The following is a 12,819-nucleotide window of genomic DNA, read 5'->3' on the forward strand; positions in this document are numbered from 1 at the left end:
ACGTTACGGTGATCGCGACATTTGTTCAACACCGCGGCTGTGCTTTATTTTCGCTGGTGGTGTTAATTTCCCACAAAGGCTGGGCATACCGTCCGGGGGGTTATGACGCGTGCGGGTCATACCAGGGGCGTACGCACTGTGAATTAATGACAATTAGCACCGAATAATCTGGGCTTTTGCCCGAAAGTCCCGCTAGAAGTTATTCAGGGGATGCCTACCATCTAAGGAGTCCCTTAGTGCGACATTTGTATTCATCGGCCAAGGAGAAGACACACATGCCACAGAACCGGGCGCCCGTGACCGCAGGCGCAATTTATGCCGCCATTGCCTCTCTATCTCCCGCACAGCAGACGATGCTCACCGAGATCTCCAAACATGCCGAGCCCGTCACCGTCACCGAATTGGCTGACGCCCTCACGCTTCATCCCAACTCCGTACGCACCACCCTCGATTCGCTCATCGAGGTGCGCCTCATCGATCGCCAGGTGATCAAGAGCGGCGGCCGCGGCCGCCCGTCGTGGGGATACTTCACGCTCGCGCCGGATACACAGACGTACGCGTCCACCCAGCTCGTCGAACTCACCACGCTTTTCTGTGACACGCTGCGCGAGAATTTCGAGGATCCCGAAGAGCAGGCCCGGAAGATCGGCCACACGTGGGGAGACAAGATCGTCGAACAGATCAACGGCGAATCCTGCATCGACCCCAGCATTCAGGCCGACATCGACATCGACGCCCGCATCTCGCAAATGCGCGTCCTGTTCACCTCGCTGGGCACCTCGGCGGCGATCAACAAGGATGATTCGCACGTCATCGACCTGCACTCGTGCCCTTTCGTCAACCGTGCCGGCACCGTCGACCCGCTGATCTGCCACATGCACGCCGGCTTCATCAACAGCGTGATGGAATGCGCCTGCGGGCTCAGGGCCGAAGGCGAGCTGAGCCCCATGCGCGAGCCCGGCGTCTGCCAAATCTCGATCCGTGAAGGCGTGAATGCATGAGCATTTTGCTCAACGTCATCTGGCTCATCTTCGGCGGCATCCCGCTCTTCCTCTGGTACGTGATCGTTGGCCTGATCAGCTTCATCTTTATCGTGACGATCCCCGCCGGCGTTGCGTGCCTGCGCATCGCGGGATACGTGCTGTGGCCGTTTGGCCGCCACGTGGTTGACAAGCCCGGCGCGGGCGCTGGCTCGGGGTTGATGAACGTGGTGTGGTTCCTCGTCGCAGGCTTGTGGCTCGCCGTCGGGCACGTGCTCACCGCGGCTGGGCTTGCGTTGACGATCATCGGCATTCCGCTGGCGATCGCCAACCTCAAACTCGTCCCCGTCACCTGCTTCCCCTTCGGCAAGCGAGTCCTCACGCGTTAGGGCCGACGACGCACGGTCGGCCGGCTCACGAGCGCAGGCTTGCGTTCGGCCGGATAGATTAACTGCAAGGCCGACGCGGCTCGCCCGCCTGGGCGACCGGCGGCTCCGGCGTCGTGAACCGGGCGTCGGTAGAGTTCAGGGACGATACTCGACCAGGTCGCCGTCGTCGAACTCGAGGCGAATCGACGGTGCGACCAGATCAATCTGAACCGTGAGGGAGCCGTCCCCGCGCCCGCTGACGCGGTACGTTAGCTGCTCGTTGGCTTTCTCCAGCACCTCGACCCGGGCGTCGACCAACCACGGATGACGACGCCGTGCCGCCACCAGCGCCTGATAGTGGCGATACATCCACCAACCGAACTCCGTCAGCTCGGCGGGGGAGGCGGGTAGGGGCGCGCGGATTTGATCATCGCTCGAGGCGCCCTCGCCCTTCACGCCGCGAAATGCCTGCTCATCACCCTGATATATCGACGGGATACCCGGCAGCGAGAAGAGGATGGAGGCGGCGATCGCGGCGCCGTCGTCGCCGACGACCGAGGCAATCCGATCGACGTCGTGATTCCCTACGAAAATTTGCATACGGTGGTGCGCCGAAAACTCGTTATGCCGCTCGAGGGCGTGGGCAAGCTCCCACAGGTTGCGGTCCTTGAGCGACGACCAAATGCCCTTCCACAACTCGTACTGCGTGACCGTGTCGAGGTGGCCCTCATCGATCAGGCCAAGATAGTCGCCGTGAATAATTTCGCCGAGGAAGACCGCCCCGGGGTAATCGGCGCGAACGCGCTGCGTCACGCGCGCCCAGAAATCATTCGGCACCGAATACGCCACGTCCAGGCGCCACCCAGCGATGCCACGCGCCAGCCAGAACTCCATCGCCTCCACCACAAGATCCTCCGTGGCGGGGACGTTGTGATCCAGTTCGGCCAGGTCAAGGTGGCCCTCCCAGTGCTGGGGGTAGCCGTCTGCGGCCATGATCACCGGCGACGGTTCGCCGCGCTGCGCCGCGAGCGTGAGCGGATGCTGGACGCCCAGGTGATTGAAAACGCCGTCTAGGATCACGTGGAGACCACGGCGCTGACACTCGGCGATGAGCCAATCGAAGTCCTCATTCGTGCCGAGGCGACGATCGATCTTCAGGTGATCCGTCGTGTCATAGCCATGCGTGGTCGATTCGAACAACGGGCCGAACAGGATGCCATTGCAACCCAGCTCCACGACATAATCGAGCCACGGCTCCAGGTTGCACAGGCGATGGGCTTGCCCGTCGTCCTTCCACCCCCAGCGGATCGGGGCGCCCAATGCGCCCAACGGGTAAACCTGCCACCAGATCGCATGTTCTAGCACGGTAACTCCTTCGTTTGGTGCCTTCCAGCGTACTCCGTTGGGGCAGGTCGCGCGCGTGCCATGCCGGCCGCGCCCGCGAATCTGCCTGCCCCGCCCGCCGCCCGCCCGCCACCGGCCGCCGCTAGGCTGCCGGCCATGCCCGCGAGCCTGCCGGCCGCGCCCGCGCTGTACTAACCTGCAAAAACGTGTGTGAAATGTCCGCAATTTAGTGCGGTCGCGGCCACCTTAATACAGCGGGAGCAAAACGGGCCCGGCGCTACCGCGCTGCGCGGCCACCTTAATACAGCGCGAGCAAAACGGGGCGGCAAAAAGTGTGTGCTCCCGAGCCGCCGTAGAGGGGTGGGCCTTCCGTGTGTGAAAACGCTTCCAGAAATCGCGCAAATCAGGCCAGGAGTGTGCCAAAAAAGAAAATGTCTCGTGTCACAGGCGAACCTGTGACACGAGACATCCTAAGAGTCGGGGTGGCGGGATTTGAACCCACGGCCTCTTCGTCCCGAACGAAGCGCGCTACCAAGCTGCGCCACACCCCGGTGTCTTGCGACTGATTAATCCTAACCAAAACTGCCCCCATTTTGAAATTGGGGTAATCACTGCGCCGGACTTCACACTCTTTCGTGGCCGGTGCAGGTTCAGGCGGACTGTCGACGCCGGAGAAAAAGGTGAGTTTGTCAGCTATTTAGCGTAGCTGGGCATGGGGCCTGGTTTTGCCAATCGGCGCTGGCCCGAAGCCGCCAGCCCAGCGCCCAGCCCTCCTCAGGCATGCGCGCCGGCGAGCGGAATTGCATCGATGATGATGGCCTCGGGCGGACAGAAGGTTCGCACGGGCATGTACGTTGACGACCCGATGCCAGCCGAAACCTGCACCCACGCGGCGCGCGGCTCATCCTTGGCGATCACCGCGCCGTCGCCCTTGATGGCGGGCGCGGATTGCTCATTCCTTGGCCACTCAAAAAGCCCCGACGCCAACGCCGGATCCAGGTCGCAATTCGACACGATCGCGTTGTGCGGCGGCAGGCACACCTGGCCACCATGTGTGTGACCGGCGAAAATGAGGGAACAGCCGTCGTCGACCATGCGCGACAACACGCGCTGGTATGGCGCATGCGTGACGCCGATGCGCGCATACGGCCGCGCCTGTGCACCTTCGACAGTGGCCGCTTCGCGCTCCCAGCCTGACGACGCCCCGCCGCCATTTCCCGCGAGCCCGGCCAGACCGGCACCGCCACCAGCCGCGCCCCCGGCCTCGGCGTCGCTCCCGACACCGCGCGCCGCGGGCGGCGGAAAACGGTCGAGCCCCATGTGGGCGTCATCAACGCCGACGAAGTCCAAGTCCCAACCGGCCACGCGCATGGTGGCCCGCGTGTTCGTCAGATCCACCCAGCCGCGCGCCTTGAACGCGGCCCGCATGTCGCGCCACGGAAGGGGGGTGACGCGCGCCCGGTCGGCGTCGTCGACCTGCTTGCTGGATGGCCCGCGCAGGTACCGGAACGGATTTTTGAACGTGGGCGCGACGTAGTCGTTCGAGCCGAACACGAAGACGCCTGGGACGTCAAGCAGCCCGTCGAGGGCGTCGAGCACGGGGGCGATGGCCTCGGCTTGGGCGATCATGTCGCCGGTGAGCACGACGAGGTCCGGCTTGGTATCTGCAAGGTCGCGCAGGAAGGCGAGCCGCTTCGTGTGCCGCGCGAGCGTGTGGGCGTCCGAGATATGGAGAATGCGTAGCGGCTTCGCGTCCCTGCTGGGTAACAGCACAGAACGGCGGCGCAACCTGTAGCTGTGCGAGTGAATCAGCCCGTAGGCCAGCGACCCCAGGCCCACGGCCAGCACGCTCGCGCCTCCTGCGAGTGCGGCGATAGTTTTGCGCATTTTTCTCCTCTTTTCCAACGACGCCGTCAGCCCCAGTGGCGCTGCGTGTCGCGTTGGCTGCTTGCCGGGCACTCCGCCGCCAGGGCTAGTTCCCGGCCGAAATCCAGATCTCGATACGTTGGCCCGGGGTGGCGGGCTCGCCGGGTGCGGGCACCTGACGCAATACCGTGCCGGCCGGCTGGTCGGAGCGCTCGGCCCGAGTGACGTAGCCAAAGCCCGCGACGAGCGCCGCATCCTGAGCTTCCTGTTGCGATTTGCCGACGAGCGCCGGGGCGGCCGCTTTGGCGTTGTTCGCGTCGGGTGACTCGGCGGCGTCGGGCTCGGTAAGGTCGGTGCGCGATGCTGGGCGTATGCTCTTGGTTGGCTTCTTGAAGGGGATGACCGGCTCGTCGGCGAGGGCGGCGTCCATGAAAGCCTTGAACGTCATGGCGGGGTAAAGGCCGCCGAAGACTTCCTTGTGGTAGACGCCCTTGATGACGGAATCGAACATCGACACGTAACCCTCGTGGTGGCCCTGCCAGATGGCGGTGGCCAGCTGCGGGGTGTAGCCCACGAACCAGGCGTTAGTGTCCGAATTCGCGGTTCCGGTCTTGCCGGCTGCCGGGCGGCCACCGGCCAACATTGCGCGCGCACCCGTGGCGCCGGGGGAGACGACGGCCTGTAGCGCCGTCGTCGTCTGACGGGCGAGGTCGGCTTCGATCACTTGCCGGCACTGCGGCTTGCGCTCGGACAGGACGTTGCCCTTCGAGTCCTCGATCTTGGTGTAGGACTGCGGCTCGCAGCGGTTGCCGTCAGCGGCGATGGTCGCCATGGCCGATGCCATCGACAGCGGGGTCACCGGGTTGGTTCCGATGATGGCTGCCGGGTTGGGGACGAGCGGGAGGGGCTGGCCCTTCTCGTTGGGCAGGCCAAGGTTGACGACCTGTTCGAATTCCTTATCGCCGTCGAGGGCGATGCGGCCGCGCTCGACGCCGAGTTTGGAGGCCATGTCCATAATCTTGCACAGGTCCATCTTGTTCGCCATCTGGGCAAACGCCGGGTTGACGGACTTCTTCGTCGCCTCAAGAACGGTCATCGTGCCCGTGCTCAGGCCTTCGAGCGTGCCCGGGCCCCACGCCTCGCCGGGGCGCGCGCCGGGGGCGCAACTGATCTTCCACGAGCCGGGCTGGAACTTCATGGGCGCGCCATTGACGCGATCCATCAGACTGTGCCCCTCGTTAAGCCATTCCATGAGTGCGAAGAGCTTAAATGTTGAACCGGCTTGGAAGCCCGAGCCGCCACCCATGTTCATGCCGGCGTTAAGGTTGAGCGTCATGTCGTTGGGGCGTTCCGCCGTGGGGTTGCCGTAGGCAGTGTTTTGCACCATGGCGCGGATGTGGCCGGTTCCGGGCTCGATCGAGGATAGTGCCAGGTTGATCGAGGAAGGATCGTCAACGGGGATCGAGTTCACGACGGCGTCGAACGCCGCTTTTTGCTCAGTCGGGTCAATGGTGGTGTGGATGACGATGCCGCCACGGTAGAGAGCCTGCGTGCGTTCTTCGCGCGTCTTACCCAGGGCGGGGTCGTTGAGGGCGTCCTTGACGGCCCACTCGCAGAAGTAGGCGGAGATGCCGGCTTCTGCGCAACCATTGGGGACGTTGGTGACGTTGAGCATGTCCGCGATCGGGACGGCGACGGCGGCCTCCAGCTCCTCGCGGGTGATCATGTCGAGCTTGTACATCTGGCCCAGCACCGTGTCGCGGCGCTTCTTGGCCTGCTCGGGGGCAGTGACGGGATTCCACTTTCCGGGCGCCTGCGTGATGCCCGCGATCATGGCCGCCTGCGGGAGCGAAACGTCCTTGGCTGACACGCCGAAGAAGTAGCGCGCCGCGGCCTCCACGCCCCACTGCGACGGCCCGAACTGGGCAAGGTTGAGGTAGCCGGTGAGGATCTCGTCTTTGGAGAGCTTGTTCTCGACGGCGATCGCGTAGCGTGCCTCGTTGAGCTTGCGTGAGATGGATCGCTTGGTGGCCGACGCGATGACCGAGGCGTCCCCAAGTACCCGGCCCTCTTCGATGATGGCGTTCTTCACGTACTGCTGGGTGATGGTGGAACCGCCTGCGAGGCGTCCGCCCGTGAAGTTGTTGAGCGCCGCGCCGATCAGGCCCTGGGCGTCAATGCCGTGGTGGGAGTAAAAACGCTCGTCCTCAATGGCGACGGCGGCCTGCTTGATGAGCGGCGAAATCTGATCCGAAGCGACGACGATGCGGTTCTCCGCAAAGAACGTTGCCAAGCGGCTGCCGTCGGAGGCGAGGATGACTGACTGTTCGGAAGGCTTGGTGAAGTCGATGTCAGTCGGCAAATCGTCAAAGACGCGGGTGCCCGCGTTGGCAACAGTGCCCGTCGTTGCTGCGATCGGCAAAGCGGCAGCGGCAAGGATGCCGCCGCCAATTCCGGTCAGCAAAAAGAAGCTCAAGAGTGCAACGATGAGCTGTCGAATGGTCATATTCCGGCCAGAAGTCTGCATGTTTCAACAATAATAGGTGGCGCGAACGAAATGGCGTGAACTGGGCCATGTTGTGCCAAGAGTGGTGAAGTTGGCGTGGCGGGTGGGGGTGTGGGTGGCGTTGGACGGGAGCGCGCCGCTGGGCGCGGAAATGTTGGATGTGATTTTGTCGGTCGGCTTCGGTAACATGGTTATCAGGTGACCACGGTCACGCCGGTCCGGAAGCAAAGGCGCTTTCGGAGAAGGGAAAGAATGATATGACCCAAGTTTACGAGGATCAGACATGGGCAGTGCAGGCTCTCTGTGCTGATTCCGATCCAGATGCTCTTTTCGTTCGGGGCTCGGCCCAGGCAGACGCGCGTCAAATGTGTTTCTCCTGCCCAGTGCGTATCGAATGTCTTGCGGATGCCCTAGATTCGCAGATGGTTTTCGGTGTGTGGGGCGGAATGACGGAGCGCGAGCGCCGCGCTCTGGTTCGGCGGTTCCCGAACGTGACGGATTGGTGGGAGTACCTCACGCAGTCGAATGACGGGCTCGCGAGTGAGCTCCGCGCCGGCCGCATTCCGCGTCTTTCGCGTCGTCCCGCTGCGCGATAGGGTTGGTGATGGTGGGGTCAATGGTGCCCCCTTCTACATCCGAGCTCGTGTGAGGGGTCCTTCCCGTCGTGGGCGTCTTCCCTTCGGGGTGCCCCCTGTGGAGAACTTCTGGTATCGGCCTTTGCTGGTTGGCCTTTGCCGGGTGGTCTAGGCCTTAGCCAGGCCCGTACATCCCTGCCTCAGGATTGCGTCGGATACCCGGCTCTCCGGTGGAAACGAAAGCCTAAGAGTGTGGTAATTTCTTGCCGGAGCTGGCGTTGTCTCACTACGCTGGGCGTATGACTAAATGGGAATACGTCACTGTGCCGCTCCTTGCGCACAACACGAAGCAGATTTTGGATACGTGGGGGAAGGACGGCTACGAGCTTGTTGCCGTCATCCCCGGGCCGAACGGGACCAACCCGGTCGCATACATGAAGAGGCCGGTCGAGTAATCATGTTGGTTTCAGATCGCCTCGCCGAGCTTGGCATCGAGCTTCCGGCCGTCGCCGCGCCCGTGGCGGCATACATTCCCGCCCAGCGGATCGGCAACGAGGTGCGCACCTCCGGCCAGCTTCCGTTTGTTGACGGCCAGCTCACGACTGGCAAGGTCGGTTCGCGCGTCACTCCCGAAATCGCGAACTCGCTTGCTGCGCAGTGCGCGCTCAACGCATTGGCGGCCGCCGCGGATGCCGTTGGTGGCGTTGACCGCCTTGTGGGAGTTTCACATGTGACCGGGTTTGTGGCGTCTTCGCCCGAATTCACTGGTCAGCCGGGGGTTGTCAACGGGGCCTCGGAACTGTTGGGAAAGATCTTTGGAGAGGCGGGTGCGCACACTCGCTCCGCCGTGGGTGTGGCGGTTCTTCCGCTCGATGCCCCCGTTGAAGTGGAAGTCACGTTTATCGCCGAATAGTCCCGTCGGTGTCGGCGACTTCGCCGACTGATGTGGGGCCGATGTGACGTCTGACGGTGCTCGATGAGGTCGGCTGGTGGGGCCTGTTGTCCGGCCGGGGTGCCGACCCACTTGCTCGAATCTCGACCGATTTGCCCGTTGCGTGCCGTGTTTCGGCGAGAGTGCCCTCGAGGTTGGTGACGTTCGATGTAGGAATATGGACCGATCTTCATATATACGAGGATCGGTCCATATTCCTACATCGAAGGACGTCGTCTGAGGCGTGTGCGGCATCGTCGGCGCCGATGACGCCCGAATCGGGCTGCCGAGGCAGGCTGGCGGTGGGCTGGGCGCTAAACCGCCTTCTTCGCGCACCATTAAAGTGGTTGCCGCTGTAGCAATCTACGCCAGATTACTACAGCGGCAACCACTTTAATATGGTTTCGGCGGGCGTCAGCGTCTCGCCCCCGCTCCGAGCCTAGTGTGCGCGGCGCTGCAGGCGGCCAACCTGGATGAGCAACACGGCGCGCCCCTCCAAACGGATCCAGCCACGGGCGGTGAAGTCAGCCAGTGACTTGTTGACAGTCTCGCGCGACGCACCAACGAGGTGGGCGAGCTCTTCCTGGGTGAGGTCGTGTGCGACGTAGATGCCCTCGGGGGTGCGCTCGCCGAAGCGCTCGGCGAGGTCGAGGAGGGCCTTGGCGACGCGGCCGGGGACGTCGGAGAAGACGAGGTCGGCCATCTGGTCGTTGGTGTTGCGCAGGCGGGTGGCGAGTTCGCGAAGCATGCCCTTGGCCATCTTCGGATGCTCGTCGATGTAATTCATCATGTCCTTGTGGGACAGGTAGAGGAACTTCGAGGGGGCGATCGCGGTGACGGTAGAGGACCGGGCGCCGAGGTCGAAGAGCGTCAGCTCGCCGATGATTTCGCCGGGGCCGAGGATGGCGATGAGGTTTTCGCGGCCGTCGTCGGAGGTGTGGGAGAGCTTGACCTTGCCTTCGACGATGACGTAAAGGCGGTCTCCGGCGTCACCCTCATGGAAGAGGGACTCACCGCGCTTGAGGCTGGTCTCCGACATGAGGTCGAGGAGGGCGTCACGTTCGTCGTCACCGAGCTCCTTGAAAAGTTCAACGTTGGCAAGGATGTTGGATTCCATCCGAATACCTTTCTACTAAGGGTTGCCGCGGCGGGTTGCGCCGGGTTTCGCGCTGGCCGAAGCCGTGTGGGGACAGGCCAAGCGGGGAGCCGGGCTTGTGTCCGAGGTCATACGCTTTCTATCTTGCCATGCTACGAGCGTAAACGCACGGTCTTGGCCGTAGAATTTCGCGCTAATCTGGTGGTGAGCATACAGTACTGGTGTGGGGAGGGACCAAAGGATGACGACGATGACGCCGGGTTCGCCGGAGCAGGTGTCGCTGATCTTGTCTCACCTTGCGCAACTATACCCTGATGCGACGTGCGAGTTGAATTACACCAACTCGTTTGAGCTGTTGGTGGCAACGGTATTGTCGGCGCAGACGACTGACGTGCGCGTCAACCAGGTGACGCCCGCGCTGTTTGCTCGTTTCCCTGACCCGGTTGTGCTTGCTGGTGCGTCTTTGGCTGAGTTGGAGGAGATCGTGCGCCCACTGGGTTTCTTCCGGGCGAAGGCGAAGTCGTTGTCCGGCCTGGCGCGGGCGCTGGTGGAGGTTCACGACGCCGTCGTGCCCGCTACCCTCAAAGAGCTAGTTGCGTTGCCCGGGGTCGGGCGTAAGACGGCGAATGTGGTTTTGGGTAATGCGTTTGGTGTGCCGGGCATTACGGTTGATACGCATGTCGGCCGGCTGACGCGGCGGTGGGGGTGGACGGAGCAGACCGACCCGGTCAAGGCCGAGCGCGAGCTCATGGGCGTGATGCCGGAGGAGAATTGGACGATTGACTGCCACCGGATCATCTACCATGGCCGGCGCGTGTGCCATTCCCGTTCCCCCGAGTGCGGGGCGTGTGTGCTGGCGGACGTGTGTCCGTCGGCGGGTTAGGAACGACGCCGCCTCGCCGGCGTCGTTCCTAGATCGTGATGTCAGCGAGGAAGTCGAGCAGGAGGCGCGTGGTGACCTCGGGCTGCTCTTCGGCGACGAAGTGTCCGGCGCCGGGAACGCGAACCTTGCGGTAGGGGCCGGCGGCGAACTCGAGGTCCTTGTGCCAGGCGCGGTCGGGGAGGAGTGGGTCGGAGTCGCCGCGAATGGCGAGGACGGGAATGTGGATCGTGTTGGCCGATTCGCGCAGGTAGGCCCGGCCGGAGGGGCTTTGTTGGGCGCGCCAGGTCCAGCGGAGTTGGTCGAGGGAGACTTTGGCAGCCCCGGGCAACTCGAGCGCTTGGGTGTAGATGTCGGTTTGGCTGGAGGCGCCGTCGTTGCCGGGTGCCGACCACTCGGACAGGAGGGCGCTGATCGACTCGCCGCTGGCAAGGCCGTAGCGCGAATGCGGGGAAAGCATGGAGCGTAGCACGTAACGCCAGGTACGTAGCGTGACGTGAGTGCCGATGCGGTGCAGCGTGCGCGGGTGCGGGGAGGAGATGGTGACGAGCCCGGCGAAGAGGTCTTGTTCCATGGAGACGGCGCTCCAAGCGAGGGCCCCGCCGCGCCCATGGCCAACGACGACGGCCTTGCGCACCCCGAGCGCCCGCACGACGGCGATGAGGTCGGAGGCGAGGGTCAGGCCGTCTTCGGCGCCGGGGGTCTTGTCGGAGCCGCCGATGCCGCGCTGGTCGATGGCCACCACGTGATAGCCGGCCTCGGTCAGTGGCGCGATTTGGTTGCGCCACGCCCACCAGTATTGGGGGAAGCCGTGCACGAGTAGGACGAGCGGCTTGTCGGGGGTGTGGGATCCGGCCACGGCGGCGTGGAATTGCGCGCCGTTGGCCTGGATCTTTTCGTGACGCCAGGGGCCGGGAAGCGTGACGCAGGTGGTGTCGGCTGGCATTATGCCTCGCGGTCGCTCAGCAGGTACTGACGCTGGGTGAGGGTGGCGGCGCGAGCCTGGCCACGGCGTCGTGCACCGTGCGAAACCAGCCCGGTGAGCAGGAGGAACGCGCCGAGGAGGGCGATGCGGCCGGTACCGAGGTCGTTGCCAAGGTGGTAGACGACGTTGCCGGTGAAGTCGTTGTAGCCGCCGATGAGGTCGCCGAGCTGCTCGACGACGTCCTTGGCCAGTCGCGGCAGGACAACCGCAGCGGTTCCCGCGAGGAAGACGATCCAGCCGATGACCTGCGCGCCCAGCGACGACGCGCGCGCGGCGAGCCAGATGACGGCGAGGACGAGGATGCCGCCCGCCAGTTCACCCAGCGGCATGAGCTGTGGGTTGCCGGTCACCCATGGGCTGGTGGGCAGGGCCGCGAGGCGTGCGCCGGCGTCGGATATGAGGTACCAGGCCACCGGGACGAGAAGGAGGGTGAGGAAGAAGGTGCCTACGTGCGCCCAGGCTCGGCCCTCGGGTTCGGCCGGGATTTCTTCGACGACGACGTCGCCCGGGTCCTCCGCCCAGCGCTCGCGGCGGGCTTCCGATTCGGCCGGGGAGGCGGCCATGAAGGGGCCGGTCTCGATGGGTTCGCTGGTGACAGTCTCGCCTGCTGCCGGGGCGGTGGTCGTCGCGGGCGTGGGGTAGGTAGCGGTGGCGGCGGTTGTCGCGGCGGCGCCCATGACTGAGGTGCGGGTGGGGCCGCGGCGCTCGCCGGTGTTGTGCTCGGCGTCCATACGCACGATGGTGGGCTCGGCGCCCGTTTCGCCGTCGGAGACGTAGCTGGCGAGCGTGGGATTGTCGGAGTGCTCGGCCGGGTCGCTGGCTGCGCGAGCGGCGCCGTGGGTGTCGGTGCCATGGGTGTCGGTGCCATGGGTGTCGGTGCCGGCGGGCGGGAAGGCGGCGTCGCTCGGTGCCGCGCCGGTGTCGTCGTCGGCTAGCGTGGCGGTTGCGCCGGGAGCTTCGGCGGGAGAGCCGGGTGCGGCGTCGTCGGGCTCAAGGCCGGTCTCGGCGGAGGGGGAGGCGTCGGAAAAACGGTCCCACGCGTCCTGGTTCTCGGGGCCGTTGTCGGTCTGGGGCAACGGTTCGAGGATCGAGTCCTCGTCCTCGAAGGGGCGGCGGGCGCCGGAGTTGTACGGATCGGTGGGCGTAGACACGGTGATCTCCTATCGACAGTTCTGGCCCCAGCGTAACGACAAATGGCGTCATTTAGCCGGAACTTTCCGGCGTGCCGGTGTGGATAACGCCATTTTCTCCACAGATAGGGCGGTTGCCGGGCCCGCGCGCAGCCCAA

The 12,819-nt window shown here is 64.5% G+C and carries 12 protein-coding genes and 1 tRNA gene; 6 read left to right on the plus strand and 7 right to left on the minus strand.

The features are described 5' to 3' along the window. Window positions 1–275: 275 nt before the first annotated feature. Window positions 276–1,001: a helix-turn-helix transcriptional regulator gene (locus tag HLG82_RS00005; protein ID WP_193326740.1), complete on the plus strand. Its 726-nt coding sequence runs from the start codon at window positions 276–278 to the stop codon at window positions 999–1,001. Then, the gene (locus HLG82_RS00010) at window positions 998–1,369 is read left to right on the plus strand and encodes a YccF domain-containing protein (RefSeq protein ID WP_193326741.1); all 372 of its coding nucleotides are present in this window, start codon (window positions 998–1,000) and stop codon (window positions 1,367–1,369) included. The genes HLG82_RS00005 and HLG82_RS00010 overlap by 4 nt, the downstream gene beginning before the upstream one ends. A 135-nt stretch (window positions 1,370–1,504) precedes the next feature. Here HLG82_RS00010 and HLG82_RS00015 read toward each other — a convergent pair whose 3' ends face one another. The 4 genes from HLG82_RS00015 to HLG82_RS00030 all read right to left on the minus strand — a co-directional run bounded on the left by HLG82_RS00015 (window position 1,505) and on the right by HLG82_RS00030 (window position 7,064). Further along, on the minus strand, window positions 1,505–2,713 hold the full coding sequence (locus tag HLG82_RS00015; protein ID WP_193326742.1) for an alpha-amylase family protein: 1,209 nt from the start codon (window positions 2,711–2,713) through the stop codon (window positions 1,505–1,507). Between the two features lie 456 nt (window positions 2,714–3,169). Next, window positions 3,170–3,243: transfer RNA gene (locus HLG82_RS00020), tRNA-Pro, on the minus strand. Window positions 3,244–3,466: 223 nt separating this feature from the next. After that, window positions 3,467–4,579: a metallophosphoesterase gene (locus HLG82_RS00025; RefSeq protein WP_216858944.1), complete on the minus strand. Its 1,113-nt coding sequence runs from the start codon at window positions 4,577–4,579 to the stop codon at window positions 3,467–3,469. Window positions 4,580–4,664: 85 nt separating this feature from the next. Then, window positions 4,665–7,064 carry a penicillin-binding protein gene (locus HLG82_RS00030; RefSeq protein ID WP_255313900.1) on the minus strand — a complete coding sequence of 800 codons (2,400 nt, stop codon included), beginning with the start codon at window positions 7,062–7,064 and terminating at the stop codon, window positions 4,665–4,667. Between the two features lie 257 nt (window positions 7,065–7,321). Between HLG82_RS00030 and HLG82_RS00035 the strand changes: the two genes are divergently transcribed. The 3 genes from HLG82_RS00035 to HLG82_RS00045 all read left to right on the plus strand — a co-directional run bounded on the left by HLG82_RS00035 (window position 7,322) and on the right by HLG82_RS00045 (window position 8,552). Then, a complete protein-coding gene (locus HLG82_RS00035; RefSeq protein ID WP_193326744.1) occupies window positions 7,322–7,660 on the plus strand; it encodes a WhiB family transcriptional regulator in 339 nt (112 codons plus the stop codon). Window positions 7,661–7,938: 278 nt separating this feature from the next. Continuing rightward, window positions 7,939–8,094, plus strand: a complete 156-nt coding sequence (gene sp36, locus HLG82_RS00040; RefSeq protein ID WP_193326745.1) for a Sp36 family protein — start codon at window positions 7,939–7,941, stop codon at window positions 8,092–8,094. A 2-nt stretch (window positions 8,095–8,096) separates the two neighbouring features. Then, window positions 8,097–8,552: a RidA family protein gene (locus HLG82_RS00045; RefSeq protein WP_193326746.1), complete on the plus strand. Its 456-nt coding sequence runs from the start codon at window positions 8,097–8,099 to the stop codon at window positions 8,550–8,552. A 457-nt stretch (window positions 8,553–9,009) separates the two neighbouring features. On the opposite strand, the gene HLG82_RS00050 is transcribed toward HLG82_RS00045, so the two are convergent. After that, entirely contained in the window at window positions 9,010–9,687 is a 678-nt protein-coding gene (locus HLG82_RS00050) for a Crp/Fnr family transcriptional regulator (RefSeq protein ID WP_193326747.1), read from the minus strand. Between the two features lie 220 nt (window positions 9,688–9,907). Between HLG82_RS00050 and nth the strand changes: the two genes are divergently transcribed. Then, on the plus strand, window positions 9,908–10,549 hold the full coding sequence (gene nth / locus HLG82_RS00055; RefSeq protein WP_193326748.1) for an endonuclease III: 642 nt from the start codon (window positions 9,908–9,910) through the stop codon (window positions 10,547–10,549). Window positions 10,550–10,577: 28 nt separating this feature from the next. Here nth and HLG82_RS00060 read toward each other — a convergent pair whose 3' ends face one another. Together HLG82_RS00060 and HLG82_RS00065 are read right to left on the minus strand one after the other, a co-directional pair. Beyond that, on the minus strand, window positions 10,578–11,492 hold the full coding sequence (locus tag HLG82_RS00060) for an alpha/beta fold hydrolase (protein ID WP_193326749.1): 915 nt from the start codon (window positions 11,490–11,492) through the stop codon (window positions 10,578–10,580). After that, a complete protein-coding gene (locus HLG82_RS00065) occupies window positions 11,492–12,682 on the minus strand; it encodes a hypothetical protein (protein WP_193326750.1) in 1,191 nt (396 codons plus the stop codon). The genes HLG82_RS00060 and HLG82_RS00065 overlap by 1 nt, the downstream gene beginning before the upstream one ends. Between the last annotated feature and the right edge of the window lie 137 nt (window positions 12,683–12,819).

Source organism: Trueperella pecoris, assembly GCF_014926385.1.
GTDB lineage: Bacteria > Actinomycetota > Actinomycetes > Actinomycetales > Actinomycetaceae > Trueperella > Trueperella pecoris.

Excerpts from the sequence above, each read along its gene's own strand:
- HLG82_RS00005 (WP_193326740.1), top strand. The coding sequence starts at position 276 with ATGCCACAGAACCGGGCGCCCGTGACCGCAGGCGCAATTTATGCCGCC.
- HLG82_RS00010 (WP_193326741.1), top strand. The coding sequence starts at position 998 with ATGAGCATTTTGCTCAACGTCATCTGGCTCATCTTCGGCGGCATCCCG.
- HLG82_RS00025 (WP_216858944.1), bottom strand. The coding sequence starts at position 4,579 with ATGCGCAAAACTATCGCCGCACTCGCAGGAGGCGCGAGCGTGCTGGCC.
- HLG82_RS00030 (WP_255313900.1), bottom strand. The coding sequence starts at position 7,064 with ATGACCATTCGACAGCTCATCGTTGCACTCTTGAGCTTCTTTTTGCTG.
- HLG82_RS00035 (WP_193326744.1), top strand. The coding sequence starts at position 7,322 with ATGACCCAAGTTTACGAGGATCAGACATGGGCAGTGCAGGCTCTCTGT.
- sp36 (WP_193326745.1), top strand. The coding sequence starts at position 7,939 with ATGACTAAATGGGAATACGTCACTGTGCCGCTCCTTGCGCACAACACG.
- HLG82_RS00045 (WP_193326746.1), top strand. The coding sequence starts at position 8,097 with ATGTTGGTTTCAGATCGCCTCGCCGAGCTTGGCATCGAGCTTCCGGCC.
- HLG82_RS00050 (WP_193326747.1), bottom strand. The coding sequence starts at position 9,687 with ATGGAATCCAACATCCTTGCCAACGTTGAACTTTTCAAGGAGCTCGGT.
- nth (WP_193326748.1), top strand. The coding sequence starts at position 9,908 with ATGACGACGATGACGCCGGGTTCGCCGGAGCAGGTGTCGCTGATCTTG.
- HLG82_RS00060 (WP_193326749.1), bottom strand. The coding sequence starts at position 11,492 with ATGCCAGCCGACACCACCTGCGTCACGCTTCCCGGCCCCTGGCGTCAC.